The 16,725-nt window shown below is 48.6% G+C and carries 20 protein-coding genes; 2 read left to right on the top strand and 18 right to left on the bottom strand.

Annotation, left to right across the window (positions count from 1 at the left end):
• From HWQ67_RS02940 to trpA, 18 genes are all read right to left on the bottom strand, one after another.
• Window positions 1-378 (bottom strand): BglII/BstYI family type II restriction endonuclease (locus HWQ67_RS02940; protein ID WP_218251153.1); only part of this gene is annotated, 378 nt, incomplete at its 3' end.
• Window positions 379-385: 7 nt separating this feature from the next.
• Window positions 386-1,330 carry a DNA-methyltransferase gene (locus HWQ67_RS02935; protein ID WP_218251152.1) on the bottom strand — a complete coding sequence of 315 codons (945 nt, stop codon included), beginning with the start codon at window positions 1,328-1,330 and terminating at the stop codon, window positions 386-388.
• Window positions 1,331-1,376: 46 nt separating this feature from the next.
• A complete protein-coding gene (locus HWQ67_RS02930; protein WP_040333869.1) occupies window positions 1,377-1,640 on the bottom strand; it encodes an EscU/YscU/HrcU family type III secretion system export apparatus switch protein in 264 nt (87 codons plus the stop codon).
• 12 nt (window positions 1,641-1,652) lie between these two features.
• Window positions 1,653-3,116, bottom strand: a complete 1,464-nt coding sequence (locus tag HWQ67_RS02925; RefSeq protein ID WP_218251151.1) for a flagellar hook-length control protein FliK — start codon at window positions 3,114-3,116, stop codon at window positions 1,653-1,655.
• Between the two features lie 19 nt (window positions 3,117-3,135).
• Entirely contained in the window at window positions 3,136-3,486 is a 351-nt protein-coding gene (fliW, locus tag HWQ67_RS02920) for a flagellar assembly protein FliW (protein ID WP_218251150.1), read from the bottom strand.
• A gap of 37 nt (window positions 3,487-3,523) precedes the next feature.
• Window positions 3,524-3,748, bottom strand: coding sequence for a carbon storage regulator CsrA (csrA, locus tag HWQ67_RS02915; protein ID WP_218251149.1), 225 nt, complete (start codon window positions 3,746-3,748; stop codon window positions 3,524-3,526).
• A 146-nt stretch (window positions 3,749-3,894) separates the two neighbouring features.
• A complete protein-coding gene (gene flgL / locus HWQ67_RS02910; RefSeq protein ID WP_255317081.1) occupies window positions 3,895-4,920 on the bottom strand; it encodes a flagellar hook-associated protein FlgL in 1,026 nt (341 codons plus the stop codon).
• Window positions 4,917-6,821, bottom strand: a complete 1,905-nt coding sequence (gene flgK / locus HWQ67_RS02905; RefSeq protein WP_218251147.1) for a flagellar hook-associated protein FlgK — start codon at window positions 6,819-6,821, stop codon at window positions 4,917-4,919. Before flgK ends, flgL begins: the two co-directional genes overlap by 4 nt.
• Window positions 6,822-7,346, bottom strand: coding sequence for a flagellar protein FlgN (locus tag HWQ67_RS02900; RefSeq protein ID WP_218251146.1), 525 nt, complete (start codon window positions 7,344-7,346; stop codon window positions 6,822-6,824).
• Window positions 7,343-7,645: a flagellar biosynthesis anti-sigma factor FlgM gene (gene flgM, locus HWQ67_RS02895; protein WP_218251145.1), complete on the bottom strand. Its 303-nt coding sequence runs from the start codon at window positions 7,643-7,645 to the stop codon at window positions 7,343-7,345. Before flgM ends, HWQ67_RS02900 begins: the two co-directional genes overlap by 4 nt.
• 30 nt (window positions 7,646-7,675) lie before the next feature.
• Complete coding sequence (locus HWQ67_RS02890; RefSeq protein ID WP_218251144.1) at window positions 7,676-8,065, bottom strand: rod-binding protein; 390 nt, start codon at window positions 8,063-8,065, stop codon at window positions 7,676-7,678.
• 16 nt (window positions 8,066-8,081) lie between these two features.
• Window positions 8,082-9,134: a flagellar basal body P-ring protein FlgI gene (locus HWQ67_RS02885; RefSeq protein ID WP_425340694.1), complete on the bottom strand. Its 1,053-nt coding sequence runs from the start codon at window positions 9,132-9,134 to the stop codon at window positions 8,082-8,084.
• A gap of 137 nt (window positions 9,135-9,271) precedes the next feature.
• The gene (locus HWQ67_RS02880) at window positions 9,272-9,979 is read right to left on the bottom strand and encodes a flagellar basal body L-ring protein FlgH (RefSeq protein WP_218251142.1); all 708 of its coding nucleotides are present in this window, start codon (window positions 9,977-9,979) and stop codon (window positions 9,272-9,274) included.
• A gap of 1 nt (window position 9,980) precedes the next feature.
• Window positions 9,981-10,610: a flagellar basal body P-ring formation chaperone FlgA gene (gene flgA / locus HWQ67_RS02875; protein ID WP_218251141.1), complete on the bottom strand. Its 630-nt coding sequence runs from the start codon at window positions 10,608-10,610 to the stop codon at window positions 9,981-9,983.
• A 38-nt stretch (window positions 10,611-10,648) separates the two neighbouring features.
• Window positions 10,649-11,437 carry a flagellar basal-body rod protein FlgG gene (gene flgG, locus HWQ67_RS02870; protein WP_218251140.1) on the bottom strand — a complete coding sequence of 263 codons (789 nt, stop codon included), beginning with the start codon at window positions 11,435-11,437 and terminating at the stop codon, window positions 10,649-10,651.
• Between the two features lie 43 nt (window positions 11,438-11,480).
• The gene (flgF, locus tag HWQ67_RS02865; RefSeq protein ID WP_218251139.1) at window positions 11,481-12,224 is read right to left on the bottom strand and encodes a flagellar basal-body rod protein FlgF; all 744 of its coding nucleotides are present in this window, start codon (window positions 12,222-12,224) and stop codon (window positions 11,481-11,483) included.
• Window positions 12,225-12,430: 206 nt separating this feature from the next.
• On the bottom strand, window positions 12,431-12,823 hold the full coding sequence (locus tag HWQ67_RS02860; RefSeq protein ID WP_218251138.1) for a DUF6115 domain-containing protein: 393 nt from the start codon (window positions 12,821-12,823) through the stop codon (window positions 12,431-12,433).
• Between the two features lie 538 nt (window positions 12,824-13,361).
• Complete coding sequence (gene trpA / locus HWQ67_RS02855; RefSeq protein ID WP_218251137.1) at window positions 13,362-14,141, bottom strand: tryptophan synthase subunit alpha; 780 nt, start codon at window positions 14,139-14,141, stop codon at window positions 13,362-13,364.
• A gap of 262 nt (window positions 14,142-14,403) precedes the next feature.
• Here trpA and HWQ67_RS02850 point away from each other — a divergent pair, with 262 nt between their 5' ends.
• Window positions 14,404-15,267: a hypothetical protein gene (locus tag HWQ67_RS02850; RefSeq protein ID WP_218251136.1), complete on the top strand. Its 864-nt coding sequence runs from the start codon at window positions 14,404-14,406 to the stop codon at window positions 15,265-15,267.
• Between the two features lie 250 nt (window positions 15,268-15,517).
• Window positions 15,518-16,552, top strand: coding sequence for a hypothetical protein (locus HWQ67_RS02845; RefSeq protein ID WP_218251135.1), 1,035 nt, complete (start codon window positions 15,518-15,520; stop codon window positions 16,550-16,552).
• Window positions 16,553-16,725: the final 173 nt, after the last annotated feature.

Raw genomic sequence — 16,725 nt, 5'->3', positions numbered from 1 at the left:
GCAAACATTATAGACCATAAATGCGTACTTGCCAAATTGGACTTCAACTCCAAGTCTTTCCTTTACAAAATCCATATCACGAAAGGCCCCACTTCTCATAGGTTTGGGATTATATGCTGCGGTATAATATTGAGTGGGATAGGTACATATAACTTTATAGTTTTTCCATCCCATGCTATTAAAATGTTTCTTAAAAGATTTGTTTAATGCAACAGGATTATATAACATTTTACCTTTCATGGTTTTTTCTTTACTTTTTTTAGTAATATACTCGTTAGCATTAACAGATGAAATCACATTTTTAATTTCCTCTAATAAGTAAGGATATTTCGTTTCGACAGTTTCTTTTCCATGATTATAATGAGAAGATTCCGGCAATTATCACTTATGTCTGTTCCTTGATTAGCCATTCTATAGGAATTTGTGAAACACTTTCCCTTCCTGTAGGTTTATAAATTTCTTTATCAATCGGGCGTATTCTAAGTGTTCCTTCGTAATATGAATTTAATCGCTGTATTGCAATATCACAATACTCTGCATCTCTGTCTATACCCATTGCTTTGCGTTTATGTTTAACAGCGGCAATCAGTGCGGAACCCACCCCACAGAAAGGGTCCAAAATCCAGTCGTTTTCATTTGTAAATGCAAGTACACATCGTTCTATAAGTTCTATCGGGAATTGACAGGGATGAGAGGTTTTTTCCGGATGATTTGATTTGACATTGGGAATCTCAATAATTCCGGATTCAAATTCCTCCGCTATAATTTCCCAGAAATCAGACGGGTTCTTCCCCAAAGGATTGCAACTGGGTTGTCCACGTTTTTCCCCCTTATAGTGACGCTTTCCAGGATATTTAGACGGAACCCTTACTGCATCAAGGTTAAAAACGTAATCTTCAGATTTGGTAAACCATAACAGGGTCTCATAACGTCCTGAAAGTCTATGCGAAGCATGTAGCCCATGACCAAAATGCCAGACTATTCTATTACGAAGTATTAACCCCATTTTCTTAAATATGGGATAAAAATAAATATCCAGAGGGAAAACCTCACGATTATTTATATAGTTTCCAACTTGCCAACACAAGCAGCCCGTTTTACTCATAACTCTTACCAGTTGGCTGATTATTGTCTCTTGCCATTGTATATATTCTTGCAAGGGCAGTTCCTTTTCATAATTTTTGCCTATATTGTAAGGCGGTGAACTAACAATAAGAGAAAAGGTATTATTCGGTAACTTCTGACAGGCATTGAATGCGTCATCCCTTGCTACAACAAGCCGGGCATCAATCTGAAATGAGTCATAAATTACAGGCATGTCTTCAAACATATCAACGTATCCTTAAGGTATCACATGAAAATAGGGGCAATATATCTCATGCCTTTTTGCTTATCGAGTAGACGAAGGCGAGTATTTCTGCTACGGCCTTGTAGAGGTCATATGGAATCTCCTGATAGAGGTCGAGGGCGGAGAGGATTTCGATAAGTTGCCTGTCCTCTGTAACGGGGATGCCGCTTGCCTGAGCCATCTCAACGATCTTGTCAGCCACCGTGCCGGCCCCCTTGGCCACCAACCTGGGGGCACCGGGAACACCAGGCTTGTACTTTAACGCTGCGGCTTTGCGGGGTTTTTCATTCATACGCGGGATAACTCACACCACGAGGTCCAAGGCCCTGGTGTTTTTGGCCTCCGCAAAGTCGATCTCTTCCTTCAATGCCACGTTTATGACCTTGAGGTCCAGGCCGACCTCTGCAAAGCGTCTTTCAAGCTCGTACCTGTGGATAGCGATCAGCTCCTTGGTCTCAGGTCGTTCGGCATGGAAGGATATAAAGAACACCCGATCCGAAAGCGTTGCCGATATCGACAACTTACCCAGTTGCCGGAGATTGAGATTGATGTCACAGGTAAAGGTCTTTTTGGAGGAATACTTGTTTCTCTTGAACAACATCTCACCATCCCTCAACCCCTGCCAGGAAAAGGGCAAGAACGAGTAGACCATGTCATTGGCCTTTGAGGAGACCTGGAAATACTCTATGTGTTTGAGCAATCGCTCTACAATGTCGGGGATGTCGTCTTTTCTGCCGACAGAGTATTTCAGGATATCGGCGACCCTGCCCTCAGACAGCACGTCCTGGAGCCTGAACAACAGGGCCTTCTGATCATCGGCAAAGTTGATAGCCGTTTTGGGTTGTTCTTGCCTGACGGGGTCGTGTGTCTGCATTATATCAAGCAGTCTCTGTTTGAGATACATCAGCGAGTCTCTTAGCTTGCCATCCAGGGGTAACTGCAACGCCAGTTCCACCTTTTCCAGGGGGGCATTGAGCAGTTGTCTGAGGTCGATATCACTTTTGACATCCTGCAGGGCGTACAACCCCGTTTCAGCCTTAAAGACGATGGTGTTTAGCGCCCCCCTTATGTCAAACTTCAGCCCCTGAAGCTCCTCAAGCCCCAGGGTTGCCACGTTGATGACCCCATGCAGGGTCTCCTTTGCAAGCAGCACATCAGGGGCCTGCTTTATTTGTTGCATGACGGCAGTCTTGAGTTTTGATTCAAACAGCACGCCCGCCCCCTCTATGGCTGACTTCAGGATGTTGGCATCTATCTGCTCTATGTCGGGTGCGAATTTGGAAAACATCGAAAATTCCGGATAGTTACTCTTAATGCTCACCGGGATGGCGTCGAAGGCGGCCTTGAGGGTTTTGAGGTCTTCACTCTGGAGTTTGGCGTCTGATAGCTCTGACAGCAGACTGAAGACCCTTAGTTGTAACTGTTCCAGTGGGGTTTTTGTGGGTGTTTCCTGTCCACCGGCTTCCTGCTCACCCTTTTCCGTGCCCAGGTATCTAAACCTGACCTCTTTGCCTGAGCCGAGCACCTCGAGGATGACCTTATCACCCTCATTTAGCGGTACGTTGGTCTTGGCCGTGACGACACCACCCTGGACACCAGCCCCCTTGCCAGGCGGTGGGGTTATACGCAACATAACCATCCCGGACTCTATCACGTCCAGGACATCGGCCATCATCACATCGCCAGAGAACAGTGTGATCGGTCTGCTCTCAGTGCGTAAGACAGTGACAATACTGTCGGACTTGGTTAAGCCGTAGTTTTCTATCATACAGCCTTAGATGTGGTGACTATAGTTTATCCAAGACAATCTGTATGCCTCTCATTTTGGCGGCATTAAAGACAAGCGGTCCCCTGAAGTTTGCAATTACCTGTCCATTGTCTACCCTGATGATAACAAGGACAACTATGTCGGCATCATTTTCTGCTTCCAGGTATTTTTTGGTAGCGGAATCAATAGTCAGGGTAAAATCAGTCGATACAATAGCCGGGGCTGTAACGATAAAGGCTATGTCAGGGTCGTCAATTGCCTGTAGCCACTTAAGCGGGGTATCCTTATGATCGATCAGGATATACCTCTTGAGGTCTGCAAAGCCCAGCAGACCCTCGGGGAATTCTATGATTTTACCGGTTTGTATCACTAGAGGACCAAACCGCGTTGTTTCAAATAAAACACTATTACAGTATTGCATTTTTTATCTCGTCAAAGTCGTTTTTGGTCAACCCGGCAGATAGTAAGTTTTCTGCCTTTATCCTTTCATACAGTTCCTTTCTGTATATTCTGACACCGCTTGGTGCATCTATTCCCAGCCTGACCTTATTACCTTTTATTTCTACGATAGTGATAGTGATAAGATCACCCAGCTTTATTGCCTCTTCTGACTTCCTTGTCAATACGAGCATCTTGCCCTCCTTTTAAAGCACAATTCTTTTTCTTAAGCAATGCAAATATGCAATACACTATAAGTCTGAACAAATTCAGCTATACGGTTATTATAGAACAAATCAGTAAAGAAGTACATCTTTTTTTCTATGCGTGGGGGTACAATTTACTTTATAAAGTCCAGCAGGGACTGTGACAATATCTGAGCCGATGTCTGTCTCAGGGCCTGAAGGGCCACCTCTGTTTTTGAGATATCACTCATGACCTCGGCCATATCGGCATCCTCTACGTTGGACTTTACCGCCTCAACCCCCATGGATGAATCTTCGTTGGCCTGCCGTGTTGAACTGATATAGTTTAGCCTTGCCCCGACGGTTGAGCGCACGGTTGTCGTTTTGTCCAGGGCGAAGAAGACACATTTTTGCAGAGCCGAAAGTCTTTCGATGTTATCGGTATTGAGGGAGTTTTCAATTTCTTTTGCCATATCGATGTAATTGGTAAAGCTCAACTGGTCGTAGCCGGCAACCGTTGGGTCGCTTGAGGTACTAAGGACAATTGTGATCTGTGCGCTGCTGGCTATGGAGGAGATGTGGGCAAAGTTACCGGTATCCACACGCATGGACTCCGAGCGTGCCAGGGACATGGCAAAGGCATCTGTGCCGGTTATGTTTTCGGTCACCCGACCGGTCAGGCTTATATCCACGTTGATCTGGTTGGCATCTCCGAGGTAGGTGTAGGAGCCGCCGGCGTTAGTGGCATAGCTGGAGGTGTAGGCGTTGAAGCCCGAAAACAGGTATCTGTCTCTGAACTTGCTGTTTGACAGGTTATAGAGGGCATCTTTGAGGACTGCTATTTCTTTTCCTATATCCTGTCTGTCAACGGGGCCTCGTGAGCCGTTTGAGGCATCTATCATCAGTTCGTGCATGCGCTGGAGGTTATCCGTTACGGCCTCAAGGGCGGAGTCCGTTGCCTCCAGGAAGGAGCGTGCATCGTCCATGTTTTTTCTGTATTGCTCGTTGTGATTGAGCGTGAGTTTGTAGTCCAGTACCTTCTGCATTCCTATAGTGTCATCAGAAGGTTTATTTATCTTAAGCCCGGAGGCCAGTTTTCGTTGCACCTCGTACAGCTTGGCGAAGTTGCCCTGAAAGCTCTGCTTGGTGCGGTCATATATCATAAATGTGGAGACTCTCATAGGTTCACCAGCGTCTTGAGCATTTCGTCGGTTACGCTTACAAGTCGTGCGGCGGCCTCAAATCCCTTCTGGAAGCGAATGATATTCATGGCCTCCTCATCCAGCGATACGGCCGACACGGAGTTTCGTCGTTGTGTAAGCTCGTTGAACATGTTTGATTCAAACGTGTTGTTGTCCTTGGCTGCCCTACTAAAGCCTCCTGCGGTGACGACAAAGGCGGAGTAGAAATCGCTGAATGTACTGTTTTTCATAGACGAGTTGGTAGCGTGTTTGAACTCGGCCAGTTGCACGGCTGCCAGGGCATTTCTGTTATCGCCGGGTAGGCCTGGTGAGCCCGCTGCCGCTGCGATTTTTTCTATATCGGTGATAGCTACGCCGCTATTTTTAATTGCCAGGTCTATCGGGGAGAGTTTAAAGACATCCCCTGCCTGCGGGGCTGCAGAAAAGCTCATCTGGATGCCGTCCACGATCAACGTGTTGGCTGATGTGAGAGTACCACTGACGGTGGTCTTTTCCTTTATATCGTAGAGGTCGTATGTGTTGGTGCCCGTGAATCTCACCTCATATTCTTTGTAGGTAAGCGAGCTTCTGTCAAATATTATCGCACTGACGTCGGTGACGGTCGTGCTGTTGTAATTTACGACGGTTGGTGAGTAGGAGTTAAACAGGTCATGCCCTTTGGCTGAGACATAGAAGGCATCGTTTGCCGCCGCGGCGGTTGAGAAGTTGATATCCATGCCATTTAAGCTGATGGTTGAACCGTTGTAGGCATTACCGCTGCTTGATAATTGTCCGTTTCTGTAGACATCGTATGTCGTCCCTGTTGCCGAAAACTTGATCTGATAGTCACCGGGGATAAAGTTTGTAAAGTTCGTGATGCTCGTTGAGGATATAACGCCGGTAGTGGTTGCCGCAGGGGTATTATTGGTCAGAGTGAAGTCGGATTGGGTGGAGTTTAGTCCAAACCCCGTGGACTGGATGATATTTACCTCGTTTGTGATGGAGCCGACAATTCTTCTCATATTTGAGATGGCAAAGGGCACTCCGCTCTGGTCGGAGTTCTTTAGCTCGAGCAAGGCGCCTAGTCTGCCGTTAGTTATCTTGTCGGTGACGTCGATGTCACCCACGGCGACACTGAACTTGTTTGCTGCCGTCTTGGTACCCTGCATGGGATGAACTATGTTGCCGCTGACGAGATTTCTCTGGCCTACGATCACGTTGACTCGTCCAAATTCATCTTCGAAGCTGTCGAACTTCACCAGTTCGGCGAGTTCTTTCAATGCGCCTGTTCTCTGGTCACGGAGGTTGTTTGCCTCGTGTGTTGAGCCGGCCTCTGTCTGGGCTATATTTAAGTTCAATCGTGCTATTGTATCCGCCAGTTTATTGATATTGTCAACTACGGATGGAATTTCCTTATCCACGGAGGCCGCAAGGTCGGTCAGCCTCTTTTCGATCTCCTTAGCCTTATCGACGAGTTCGGTTGCCTTTGTCAACAGGAGGTTTCTCTGGGCTGAGGCACCGGGGTTGGTGGCTATCTCTTGCCAGGCATTAAACAGGTCTGTGATTATGCTGCCAAGTCCGACACCTGTTTGTTCATTGAGGGCGTCTTCTAACTTGGAGTACGTGTCATCCAGCATTGCACTTCTGCCCATGTTGGACCTCTCGTAGATCAACTGCGTCTCTATGAACTTGTCATACCGTCTCTTGATATCGGCAACATCCACTCCCCTGCCGATCTCCCCAACATGCGTCATCAGCGGGGATGATATTTGCAGAATCGTATCCTGCCTACTGTAATCCGGTGTATTGACATTGGCGATGTTGTTAGCCGTAACTTCCAGGCCAGTCCTGGATGCCATTATTGCCGACCTCGCTATGTCAAACAAAGCTGTAACAGACATTTAAGCCTCCTTTGTAATGAAGAACCCCTTTCTGACAACATTTGGGTTAATCCCGAGGGTCCTCAGAAAGTTCAGGTTATTTTTCAGATAGTTTATCGAACGTTCTATCAGAATCTTGTTGTAGTCATTTAACTCTTCAATACCTTGGAGCAGCGATCTCAGCTTTGAGCGGATATCAAGGAACACACTATCACCGGTTATCTCTGCCAGTTCTTTGAGACTGATGTCGGCTTTGATATTTGTGTAAACCTGTTGATTGTTACCATCGTTGGTACCGGCTTGTACCTGCCTGGCCTTTGCCTCTTTTGATGCCTCCAAAGAATATTTTCTCATGAGCCTGACCCTTTCGTCCTCCAGCAGCCTGAGCTTTAGCACGAGGGTGTCTTTCTCCTTCGAAAGTCTTTCGACGCTCTGTTCGTTAAAGTCAACCAGAGACTGCCGCTCTACCTGCAAGAGTTCAAACAACGCCTTGTACCCAATGACCTGCTCATTGAGAATTTTCTTTAAAGCATCTGTTGTTTTCATGACATCTCTTGCAGTATTTTAGCGGCAATGGCCTTTGAGTCAATACTGTAGGTACCGTTTTCGATGGATTCCTTGAGTATCTTTATCTTGTCCATTCGCTGCTCGGGGAGCTGATCTATTCTCCCTCTTATTTCTTCAAAATCCTTTGCCCGTGGTGAGAGGTTGACCTTGTCGGAGGTCGTTACCTTCTCCACGCCTGACATTCCACCCCCGCCAGCATAGGGTTCAGCCCTGTCTATTCTTTTAACCGGGCTGATGGCCTCTTTGCCTTCCGGTGGCTTATTGCTATATATCTTCATCTCTATACCTCCTTCAAGGAAAGTTGTTTTCTATAACTTACTATCGGTACTTACCCCGGATTTCTTTAAGGAGCCTTTCTCCTGTGGGGAATCCCCTGAATCCTTGGTAGCCGGTTTCTGTTTTGAACCGCTTTCCTCGTTCAACCTGTTCAGTTGCTCTACGAAGGTATCCTGCAGACCGAGGCCACGTTGGGACATAAGCCTCGCTATCTCTGTATCAAAAAGGTTCACGTACATCTCCGCACCCAGCCCCTTGCCCACCACCGGGCCGCAGGCAGACCTCATCGCCTTGACCATTTGCTCGGCAAACAGCGCTTCCATCTCTCTGGCGATCTCCTTTATTGCTTCGGGGTCCTTTTTGCCCTTTATGTTGCGCAGGGCGGTCATGGGGTTTGCTGATAGTCCGTTAACCGTTTTCATAACAATTTATCCTCTTTTATAGTATCTCTAGGTCAGCCGACAGTGCACCTGCCGCCTTTATTGACTGCATTATTGCTATCAGGTCCCTGGGGGAAACACCCAGTTTGTTTAAGCCCGATACGATGTCGCCAAGATTGGTGCCGGAAATCTTGGACAACGACACCTTGGTGCTTTCCTTTACGCTGACGCCTGGTTGCACGGACTGTCCACCCATCGCCTGGAGCGCCACATCGGTGGGCGTGGCCTCGGTTATCTCTATGGTCAGGTCCCCGTGGGCAATGGCCACAGGCAACAGCCTGACGTTTTCGCCGATAACCACGGTGCCCGTGCGCTCGTTTATGATCACCTTTGCCGGAACATCTATGCTCACATCAACGGCCTCAAGGTCATTGACCAGGCTTACAACATCCCCCCTGTACTGCTCCGGTACCGTTACCTTCACCGATGAGGGGTCAAGCGTCTTGGCGTAATCACCCTTGAGGTGTTTATTGATGGCGTTTTTTATATTTGACGCCGTTGTAAAGTCCGTCTTGTTAAGGACAATGGTGAAGTCTTCGGCGTTTGCCAGGTCGTAGCCGAACTCCTTTTCTATCGTTGCCCCCTCGGGGACATTGCCCACCGTGGGGAAGTTCTTCTGCACCGTGGCCCCGCCACGCCCTGCTGCAAACCCGCCTATCGACACGCCACCCTGGGCAAGGGCATATACCTTACCATCGGGGCCCTTAAGCGGCGTCATAAGCAGTACCCCACCCTGGAGTGACTTGCAATCCCCTATGGCCGACACGGTGGCGTCTATCTTTCTGCCTACCTTGGGAAACGGGGGCAGCTTGGCCGTTACCATCACGGCGGCCACGTTTTTGGATACAACGTCCTTCTGGTCTATCGTTATGCCCATCTTGTACAGCATATTGGTCAGACTCATGAGCATCGCACCCTTCTTATCACCCGTGCCGGTCAGGCCGACGACCAACCCATAGCCCACCAGTTGATTTTCCCTGATCCCTCTGATGCTTGCCACGTCCTTGAGGCGTTCGGCGTACACCTGAGATATCGGCAGCATGAGAGTCATCGCTATCAAGAGGGAAAGAAGGGAAAGAAAGGGGCGGCTCCGCCCCCCTTTAGAACCCCCTGCAAGGGGACCAGTCCCCTTGACCCCATAATCCTTCATCGTAATGTTGTTGATACCTATCTTGGCTGACTTGTTCATCAGAATGGCCTTGCCTGTCCAAACAGCCTGCCCAACCATCCCGGTGTCTGGAGCTCCTGCAGAAGGCCGTCTCCCACCAGGTACAGTCTGACGTCGGCCACTTTTTGGCTCATCACTACGTTGTTGGCGTCCACGTCGTTGGGTCTGATGATACCCTGCAGGACTAGTATCTGCTTTTCGTAGTTAATCGTGATCTCCTTGCGTGAGTCTATGATGAGGTTGCCGTTGGGTTGCACCTCCATGACCCTGGCCGTGATGGAACCCAGGAAGCTACCTTCCTGTTTTACTTCACCCTTGCCACTGAACTTGTCCTTGTTGGTGGTTGACAGTTGGGGATTGGTTGCCGCACCGTTTACGAGTCCGGCAGTCTTGGATGTAACGTTAAAAAAGTTCGACAGCGCCGAGTTGTAGCTGGACTCCTTGTCTGCGGTGGTCTCTTCCTTGGTGTTGGCCTTGATGTTTTCAACGATCTTTATCGTCACCAGGTCGTTTACCCTTCTGGCGCGACTGTCTTCGTAGAGGCTTGCCGAATCACTGTAGAGTGACCCCTGTTGTTGGGGGTCCCTAGGCGACGCCGGGGCATATACGTAGGACGGCGGGGATGATGGCAACTTGCTTGCCGGTGTTGAACAACCACTTGCCGCAAGCATTGCAACCCCCACCGATAACCAAGTTATCAATGATATTATTTCCTTGAGCTTTGTCATTTTATCTCTCCACTCTTACGGTATGACTGTCAACAACCTTGCCAACGACTATTTTTTTTGACGATGGATTTTCAACCTTGATCGATTTTCCAACGTTGCCGTTTTCTCTGGCTATGCCCTTTGCCGTGATCCGCACGGCACCACTTTCATACAGCATCTGCACTTCCTGTCCCCTTTTGATGGCATAGAGGTTATCCAAGACACGCTCTGTGATGGCTCGGTTGACGGGGACTGAACGGGTGAGCGTCCTGCCTATACATTCGCTCTCCTCTGTTATGGCGCCAATAGGTATCCGTTTGATATTTACCTGCTCCTTGTAGACATCTCCCTCACCGATAACATCACCCTTTTTTAGTGTCTTGCGTGCATTTACTACCCAATCGTAGGCATCGACGTCCACCACGTAGTTTATCGCATCCCCTGTGAGGAACTTCAACTGGAAGGTTGCCCTTCCCGGTACCTTGCCACTGAGCAGCACTATCCCCTCGGGGGCATCAAGTGGCAGGGGCGCAGGTTCATCTACGGATTGCACCCGCACCTCTGACCACGGATAGTTGTCCCTGATGTAGTCGGTGACAACCCCCTGGGCAGACCACCCGCTTAACACTGCCGCTAATACTAAGGCTACCATATATGCACTATTCCTTGTCTCTGGTCCTTTAAATTCCGTTACCGTTTCATGTTGTTTGCCAACTGAAGCATCTCATCGGAGGTCTGAACGGCCTTGGAGTTAATTTCGTATGCCCTCTGACTGACTATCATGTTGACCATTTCATCCACTACGCTGACGTTACTGGTTTCGAGGAATCCCTGTGCCAAGGTGCCAAACCCCTGCAATCCGGGGGTTGAGACCACTGCCGTGCCGGAGGCCTCGGTCTCCTGGTAGAGATTCTTACCCAACGCCCTGAGACCCGCCGGATTGACAAACCTCGCCAGCTCTATCTGACCAAGCTCCGTCATAGTTGTCTGGTTGTTCTGCTGTACCTTGACCACGCCATCGGAACCGATGGTCAAAGAGGTGGTGTCCTGTGGTACGGTAAGCTCCGGCTCCAGTGAGTAACCCTCTTCGTTTACTATCTTGCCTTCGCTGTCGAGCTTAAATGCCCCTGCACGCGTGTATGCAACTGTACCGTCGGGCATGGTAATCTGGAAAAATCCTTCGCCCTCTATGGCCACGTCCAGTTCGTTGTTGGTGTTGACGAAGTCACCTTGCTTAAATATCTTGCCTATGGAGCCGGTACGTACACCAAGACCGATCTGCTCACCGGTGGGAGACATTTTACCCTCCGCCGTTGGCCCGCCGGGGGACTTCATGGCCTGATACATGAGGTCCTGAAACTCCGCCCGCCCCTGCTTGTAGCCATACGTTGAGACATTGGCCAGGTTATTGGAGACCACATCTATGCTCAACTTTTGTGCATTCATTCCCGTTGCTGCTATAAACAAAGACCTTAACATTTATATTTCCCTCCTTAAAATTTTTCTCATCATTGCCGGCACCTTACACCCTTGCCATTTCGTTTACGACCTTTGAAGCGGCCTCGTCAAAGGTTTGCACCATCTTTTGATTTGACTCGTACTCCCTGTACAGTTCGATCATGTTGACCATCTCCTGTACCACGTTTACGTTGGAGGCCTCCAGGAAACCCTGCTTTACCCCCGACGTTGATTCAATGGCTGCCTCGTTGGACGTATAGTTGGTATCTCCTTCCTTTTTCAGCTTGGCCTTGTCGGAGAAGCCAACTACCCTGAGCTTATCTATTATCGTGCCATCAACGGCAACATCACCCGAGGAGCTTATCTCCAGCTTGCCATTAGGCACCTGTATGGCGCCACCGCTGCCAAGCACCCTTACACCCTTTGTGGTGGTGATAAAGCCCTCGGAGTCTAACTTAAAGTTACCCGCCCGCGTGTACTTATCCCCCTCAAGGGCAAAGAAACCAGGGCCATCAATGGCAAGGTCCAGGGGGTTGCCGGTACTGATCATCGCACCACTGCTATGATCGGTATAGGTGTCGGAGAGGTATGTCATAATCCTGCCATCTCCTGAACGACCACCGATGCCAACCTTTGCCTGTTCCTCATCGCCGGTATCACTGAATTCCGACATCAGGTAGTCCCTGAAGGTTATACCGTCCTCTTTAAAGCCATACGTGGCGGCATTTGCGAGGTTGTTCGATACCGTCTCCATGTGACGCTGCTTCATAATTGCCCCCGATGCGGCTATATAAATCCCTTTATACATGTCAATTGCTCCTTCGTATTATTTTGCAAGTTTGGTACCCAATAAAATATTGACGGCAGCCCCCAACCTCCGTTGAGCCCCATTGCCCACACGGCGCCGATAAAGCCCAATTCGGATTTTTAGCGTCACCCCCAGCACCGGACATATTCGTCCCCGGAGGGGGAATATTATTCCACTACCTCAATCCGCTCATGGACTAACCTGTGCTATTTATTGAGATTAAGGATCAGCTCAACCTCTCCCCTCTGCATTCCCAGTACGTCCGCTATTTCGTCCATGTCCAGTCCCCTGTATGTCAGGGCCATGACCTCCTGCTGTCTGTTGACCGCACCCTGGGGGTGATTAACCGAATCAGCCATGTGTAACAGTCGCTCAAAGTTTACCAGCTTGGCATCCACAGAGGCCTCTATTGCCTCAAGAATTTCTATTTGCTTTTCGAGTTTCTTGAAGATGACATTAGCCGTATGTTCCAGTATGGCAATATCGTTTTTGGTATCCTCTTTCTTTTCGACTGCCTTCCCTTTACCTTTTACCTCAAAGAGCTTCTTCATGGTGATCTCTCCTGCAGGTTCGTTTTTTTTGCTAAATAATCCTATCATCTCAAAACGCCTTCTTACACATACAGTCTTCGTCTTTTGTTTCGTAGAAGTATCTTAAAAAGATGACTTTACCGACGTATCTCAAGTACTTTGCAAAATACGTACCATACGGCAATAGCCCTATCCGGGGGGAGGCTTGAGTTGGGTTGTTGTTGAAGTTCATGGTGATTCTGTTGGGGGCAAGTGCCTGTAAGGAGTCTGTTAATACAGATGTTGCAGGACTTTACGGCAACGGCACAAGTCTGCCACATGTGTAAGAGACTCTGACAGAGGTGGCGTCATTTGTCAGCGCTACCTGGTGTCAATGTTTTGACAGAATGCGGGAATTTGGACGTCATCTGCTAAGGATTTACTCCCATGAGGGCAAAGCTGACCTTGCGCAGGGAAGGATTCTTGTTGGCCATATAGACGATCAACGATGAAGGGCCGGCTCTCTGAGCATGTTCCGCTTGTGGCAGTGTGAGCCGGTTAAAACCCCCGCTGTAGGCCTGTGCTGACGTCCTTATGAGCGCTTAAACCAGGCCATAATAATAGTCCCCTATATGGCCTCTCTCAGGGCATTTATGTACGACTCAAGGGAGCCTTCGTCTTTGTGGATGGCGTTGACAATTGAGCTTCCAACGATGACGCCATCGGCCAGTTCTGCCACCTCTTTTGCCTCCTGCGGGGTCTTGACGCCAAAGCCAACTGCGACCGGTTTGGCCGACATCTGGCCGATGCGCCGGATCATCGTCCGCATTTCGGTGTCTATCGATATCTTTGAACCGGTGATGCCGGTAATGGAGACGTAGTATATAAACCCCCGCGATGCCTGCACAACCAGCTCTATCCTGTCCTCTGTGGACGTTGGAGCGAGGAGGAATATCGTATCAAGGCCACTATCGGCGCAGGAACATATAAAGTCCGTTTCCTCATCGGGAGGCAGGTCGGGGATGATTACGCCATCTACCCCGGCTGTTGTGGCGTCGTCGATGAAGCGTGTAAGGCCCAGCTTGTAGACCGGATTGAAGTAGGTCATCAGGACAATAGGGAGCTGCGTTTGGCTCCGCAGCGACTTGACGGCCCGTATGACCCCTGATAGTGTCACGTGGTTTTGCAGTGCCCGTTCGGCGGCACGCTGTATGGTAGGGCCGTCAGCCAAGGGGTCCGAAAACGGTACGCCAAGCTCTACGATATCAGCCCCGTGTCGTTCCAGAAACAGAACTAGTTCCTGCGTCTTATCCAGCGACACATCCCCAGCCATGATGTAGGGGATAAAGGCCTTCTTCCCTACGCTGCCCAGTCTCTCAAAGGCAGCGGTTATTCTCGTCTTTTTCATCGTTAGTCTTTCCTCTTTTCTATAGCATTTCTATGGTATTATACCATAAAAATAACATAGGGAGAGAGGCACGGTAAATTTGTTCTCCTTCACTGATGTTAAAAAAAAGAAAGAACGGGACGGCTCCGCCCCCCTTCAGAACCCCCTGCAAGGGGACCAGTCCCCTTGACCCCTTCCTGTTAAACCTTTTACCATTCTTTTTTAAGAGGATACGTAAAATCACTGTTGACAGGAACACTCATATGGTATTACTATAGTAGTCATGCACCAGAAGTATGACATAACATTAAAGGACATCATAAAGGATGTGCCGCAGAGGTTTCTGAAGCTGCTGACTGGCTATGAGGCGGGCAAGTTCATAGATGTCCAATTCCCCGACGTTCAGAACAGGTGTGTCGATATTGCGTTTGAGACGGCGCCGGGTAATGATATCGTCCAGATCGAAATGCAATCGACAAACGATAGCAATATGTTAGGACGTATGTTTCTCTATGCCGGGTTGATATACAACCAGTACAAGAAATTACCAATCCAGATTGTCTTGTATATTGGCAACAAACCTCTGAGTATGAACAGCAGTATGGAGTTTGGATTTATAAAGTATGCCTACAAGCTCATAGACAGTCGAACTCTTGACGGCGACTATCTCATTGACAGCGATGACCCTGATGACATCATACTGGCCATCCTGTGCAAGTTCGAGGATGCAGAAGTTACCATCAGGAGGATACTTGTTAAACTCTGCCTGTTGTCACCCGTTGAAAGGGAAAATTATATCAAGAAGTTGCTATATCTTTCCGGGCTAAGAAATTTGGTACATAAAGTAAAACAGGAGGTAATGAATATGCCGATAACTATTGATTTGGATGAATACGAGGTCTTTAAGGACGTATTTATAAAGGGCGAACTCAAAGGCAGGCAAGAAGGCGAACTCAAAGGTGAACTCAAAGGCAAGCTGGAAGGGATAGAAGGAATGCTTGAGATTAAGTATGGCCCTGAGGGGCTTGAACTGATGGCGATGCTCAGGTCCATTGACAAAATAGATAAGTTGAATGAACTCAGTGCGCTTATCAAGCGGTCTGCATCAGTAGCCGAGTTGAGGTTGTACTTACAGGGGAATGCGTGACCGTGATGATGTTGCGGAGGTTGCCTCGGAGCGAAACCGTCCTTTTCTTTCCCCAAGGCGTCCATGACTTTTTTATGCACCCGGCTTGGGTTTTGGCTGAATTAGGTACACACTAAAAATAACATATAGTATCCATGCTGGTTTACAGTCAAAAAAAGGGCAAAAAGTTCAAAAGCCATAGATACACGTACTCAAAGATAGAACCGTGTTGCCAAACAGTCATGAGATGTGCTAATGTAGATGCAGAGTTATGGCAGGACACACATTAGAGTCATATAACGTTGACAGGTCGCAGATATCGCTGTCGGGGTTTTCCTCCGGCGGACATATGGCAGTCCAGGTGCATGTCACGCATTCGGCTATCTTTAATGGTATAGCGGTCTTCTCCGGCGCCCCCTATTACCACTTCTCAAAGGACAAGCTCTTTGGCGCCATGATGAAGTGCTTCAACCAGGAGCTAAATCCCTCCGGATTCCTCAACGACGTCTACAAGATGGCCGTGGCAGGAAATTTTGAAATAGACAAGCTGATATTTAACCTGACCGAATCCCTGAACGAAAAGATAGACCTTCCGGCATCAATCAACGAAACACGGAAAATGGCCACTGCCGGAAAGATTAATGCCCCCTCACACATGGCCAACCAAAACGTATACCTGTACGCCGCCGAATATGACACAATAGTCGCCCCCGCCTTTATGGACCTGGTGTACAAGTACTACCTGAACTTCGTAAGCAACAGCAACATCAAATACATCAAGCTCAAAAACGCCCAACACGGTATGCCAACAGACAATTTCGGAAAACCCTGCAACAGTCAGGAATTACCGTTTATCAACAACTGTAATTACAACGGCGCCGGTGAGGCTCTCCGTCACATCTATGGGAGACTAAACCCGCCGGTTGCTGCAACGGGCAACTTCGTCCCGTTTAATCAGGCAGAGTTTTACAGTGGAAGCTATCTCTGCGACACCGGCTATATGTACGTTCCAACGGCATGTCACAAGGATGGAGGCACCTCATGCAGGCTCCACGTCGTCTTTCACGGTTGTATGCAAAACCCCGAATGGGTTGGCGACATATTCTACAAGCGGGCAGGATTTAACGAATGGGCTGAGGCAAACAACATCATCGTACTGTATCCGCAGACCAAAAATGGCCCCGTTATTAATCCGGCAGGCTGCTGGGACTTCTTCGGCTACGAAAACCCCGATTTCTACAACAACCAGGGGCCACAGATAAAGGCCATCAAGGCCATGATTGACCGTATCGCAGCACAACGATAATCAAACTCAGTATCTTATTAAGTATACTGAAATGACGCAGGTTTTTTCAGGCATGATATTTGATTGTGAAATAATGGGGTCAAGGGGACTGGTCCCCTTGCAGGGGGTTCTGAAGGGGGGCGGAGCCGCCCCTTTCTTTCTTGTATGCAGGCAATTTTGATACCCGAAAAAAC

This window comes from Candidatus Magnetobacterium casense, from assembly GCF_019173545.1.
Taxonomy (GTDB): domain Bacteria; phylum Nitrospirota; class Thermodesulfovibrionia; order Thermodesulfovibrionales; family Magnetobacteriaceae; genus Magnetobacterium; species Magnetobacterium cryptolimnobacter.
The sequence above is the reverse complement of the archived record's forward strand: the minus strand, read 5'-3'. Positions and strand labels throughout refer to the sequence as shown.

Excerpts from the sequence above, each read along its gene's own strand:
- HWQ67_RS02845 (WP_218251135.1), top strand. The coding sequence starts at position 15,518 with ATGGCAGGACACACATTAGAGTCATATAACGTTGACAGGTCGCAGATA.
- flgA (WP_218251141.1), bottom strand. The coding sequence starts at position 10,610 with ATGGTAGCCTTAGTATTAGCGGCAGTGTTAAGCGGGTGGTCTGCCCAG.
- flgK (WP_218251147.1), bottom strand. The coding sequence starts at position 6,821 with ATGTCTGTTACAGCTTTGTTTGACATAGCGAGGTCGGCAATAATGGCA.
- HWQ67_RS02890 (WP_218251144.1), bottom strand. The coding sequence starts at position 8,065 with ATGAAAACGGTTAACGGACTATCAGCAAACCCCATGACCGCCCTGCGC.
- HWQ67_RS02900 (WP_218251146.1), bottom strand. The coding sequence starts at position 7,346 with ATGAAAACAACAGATGCTTTAAAGAAAATTCTCAATGAGCAGGTCATT.
- csrA (WP_218251149.1), bottom strand. The coding sequence starts at position 3,748 with ATGCTCGTATTGACAAGGAAGTCAGAAGAGGCAATAAAGCTGGGTGAT.
- HWQ67_RS02925 (WP_218251151.1), bottom strand. The coding sequence starts at position 3,116 with ATGATAGAAAACTACGGCTTAACCAAGTCCGACAGTATTGTCACTGTC.
- HWQ67_RS02880 (WP_218251142.1), bottom strand. The coding sequence starts at position 9,979 with ATGACAAAGCTCAAGGAAATAATATCATTGATAACTTGGTTATCGGTG.
- flgL (WP_255317081.1), bottom strand. The coding sequence starts at position 4,920 with ATGAGAGTCTCCACATTTATGATATATGACCGCACCAAGCAGAGCTTT.
- HWQ67_RS02850 (WP_218251136.1), top strand. The coding sequence starts at position 14,404 with ATGCACCAGAAGTATGACATAACATTAAAGGACATCATAAAGGATGTG.
- HWQ67_RS02935 (WP_218251152.1), bottom strand. The coding sequence starts at position 1,330 with ATGTTTGAAGACATGCCTGTAATTTATGACTCATTTCAGATTGATGCC.
- flgF (WP_218251139.1), bottom strand. The coding sequence starts at position 12,224 with ATGTATAAAGGGATTTATATAGCCGCATCGGGGGCAATTATGAAGCAG.
- flgG (WP_218251140.1), bottom strand. The coding sequence starts at position 11,437 with ATGTTAAGGTCTTTGTTTATAGCAGCAACGGGAATGAATGCACAAAAG.
- HWQ67_RS02930 (WP_040333869.1), bottom strand. The coding sequence starts at position 1,640 with ATGAATGAAAAACCCCGCAAAGCCGCAGCGTTAAAGTACAAGCCTGGT.
- trpA (WP_218251137.1), bottom strand. The coding sequence starts at position 14,141 with ATGAAAAAGACGAGAATAACCGCTGCCTTTGAGAGACTGGGCAGCGTA.
- HWQ67_RS02860 (WP_218251138.1), bottom strand. The coding sequence starts at position 12,823 with ATGATAGGATTATTTAGCAAAAAAAACGAACCTGCAGGAGAGATCACC.
- HWQ67_RS02885 (WP_425340694.1), bottom strand. The coding sequence starts at position 9,134 with ATGACTCTCATGCTGCCGATATCTCAGGTGTACGCCGAACGCCTCAAG.
- flgM (WP_218251145.1), bottom strand. The coding sequence starts at position 7,645 with ATGAAGATATATAGCAATAAGCCACCGGAAGGCAAAGAGGCCATCAGC.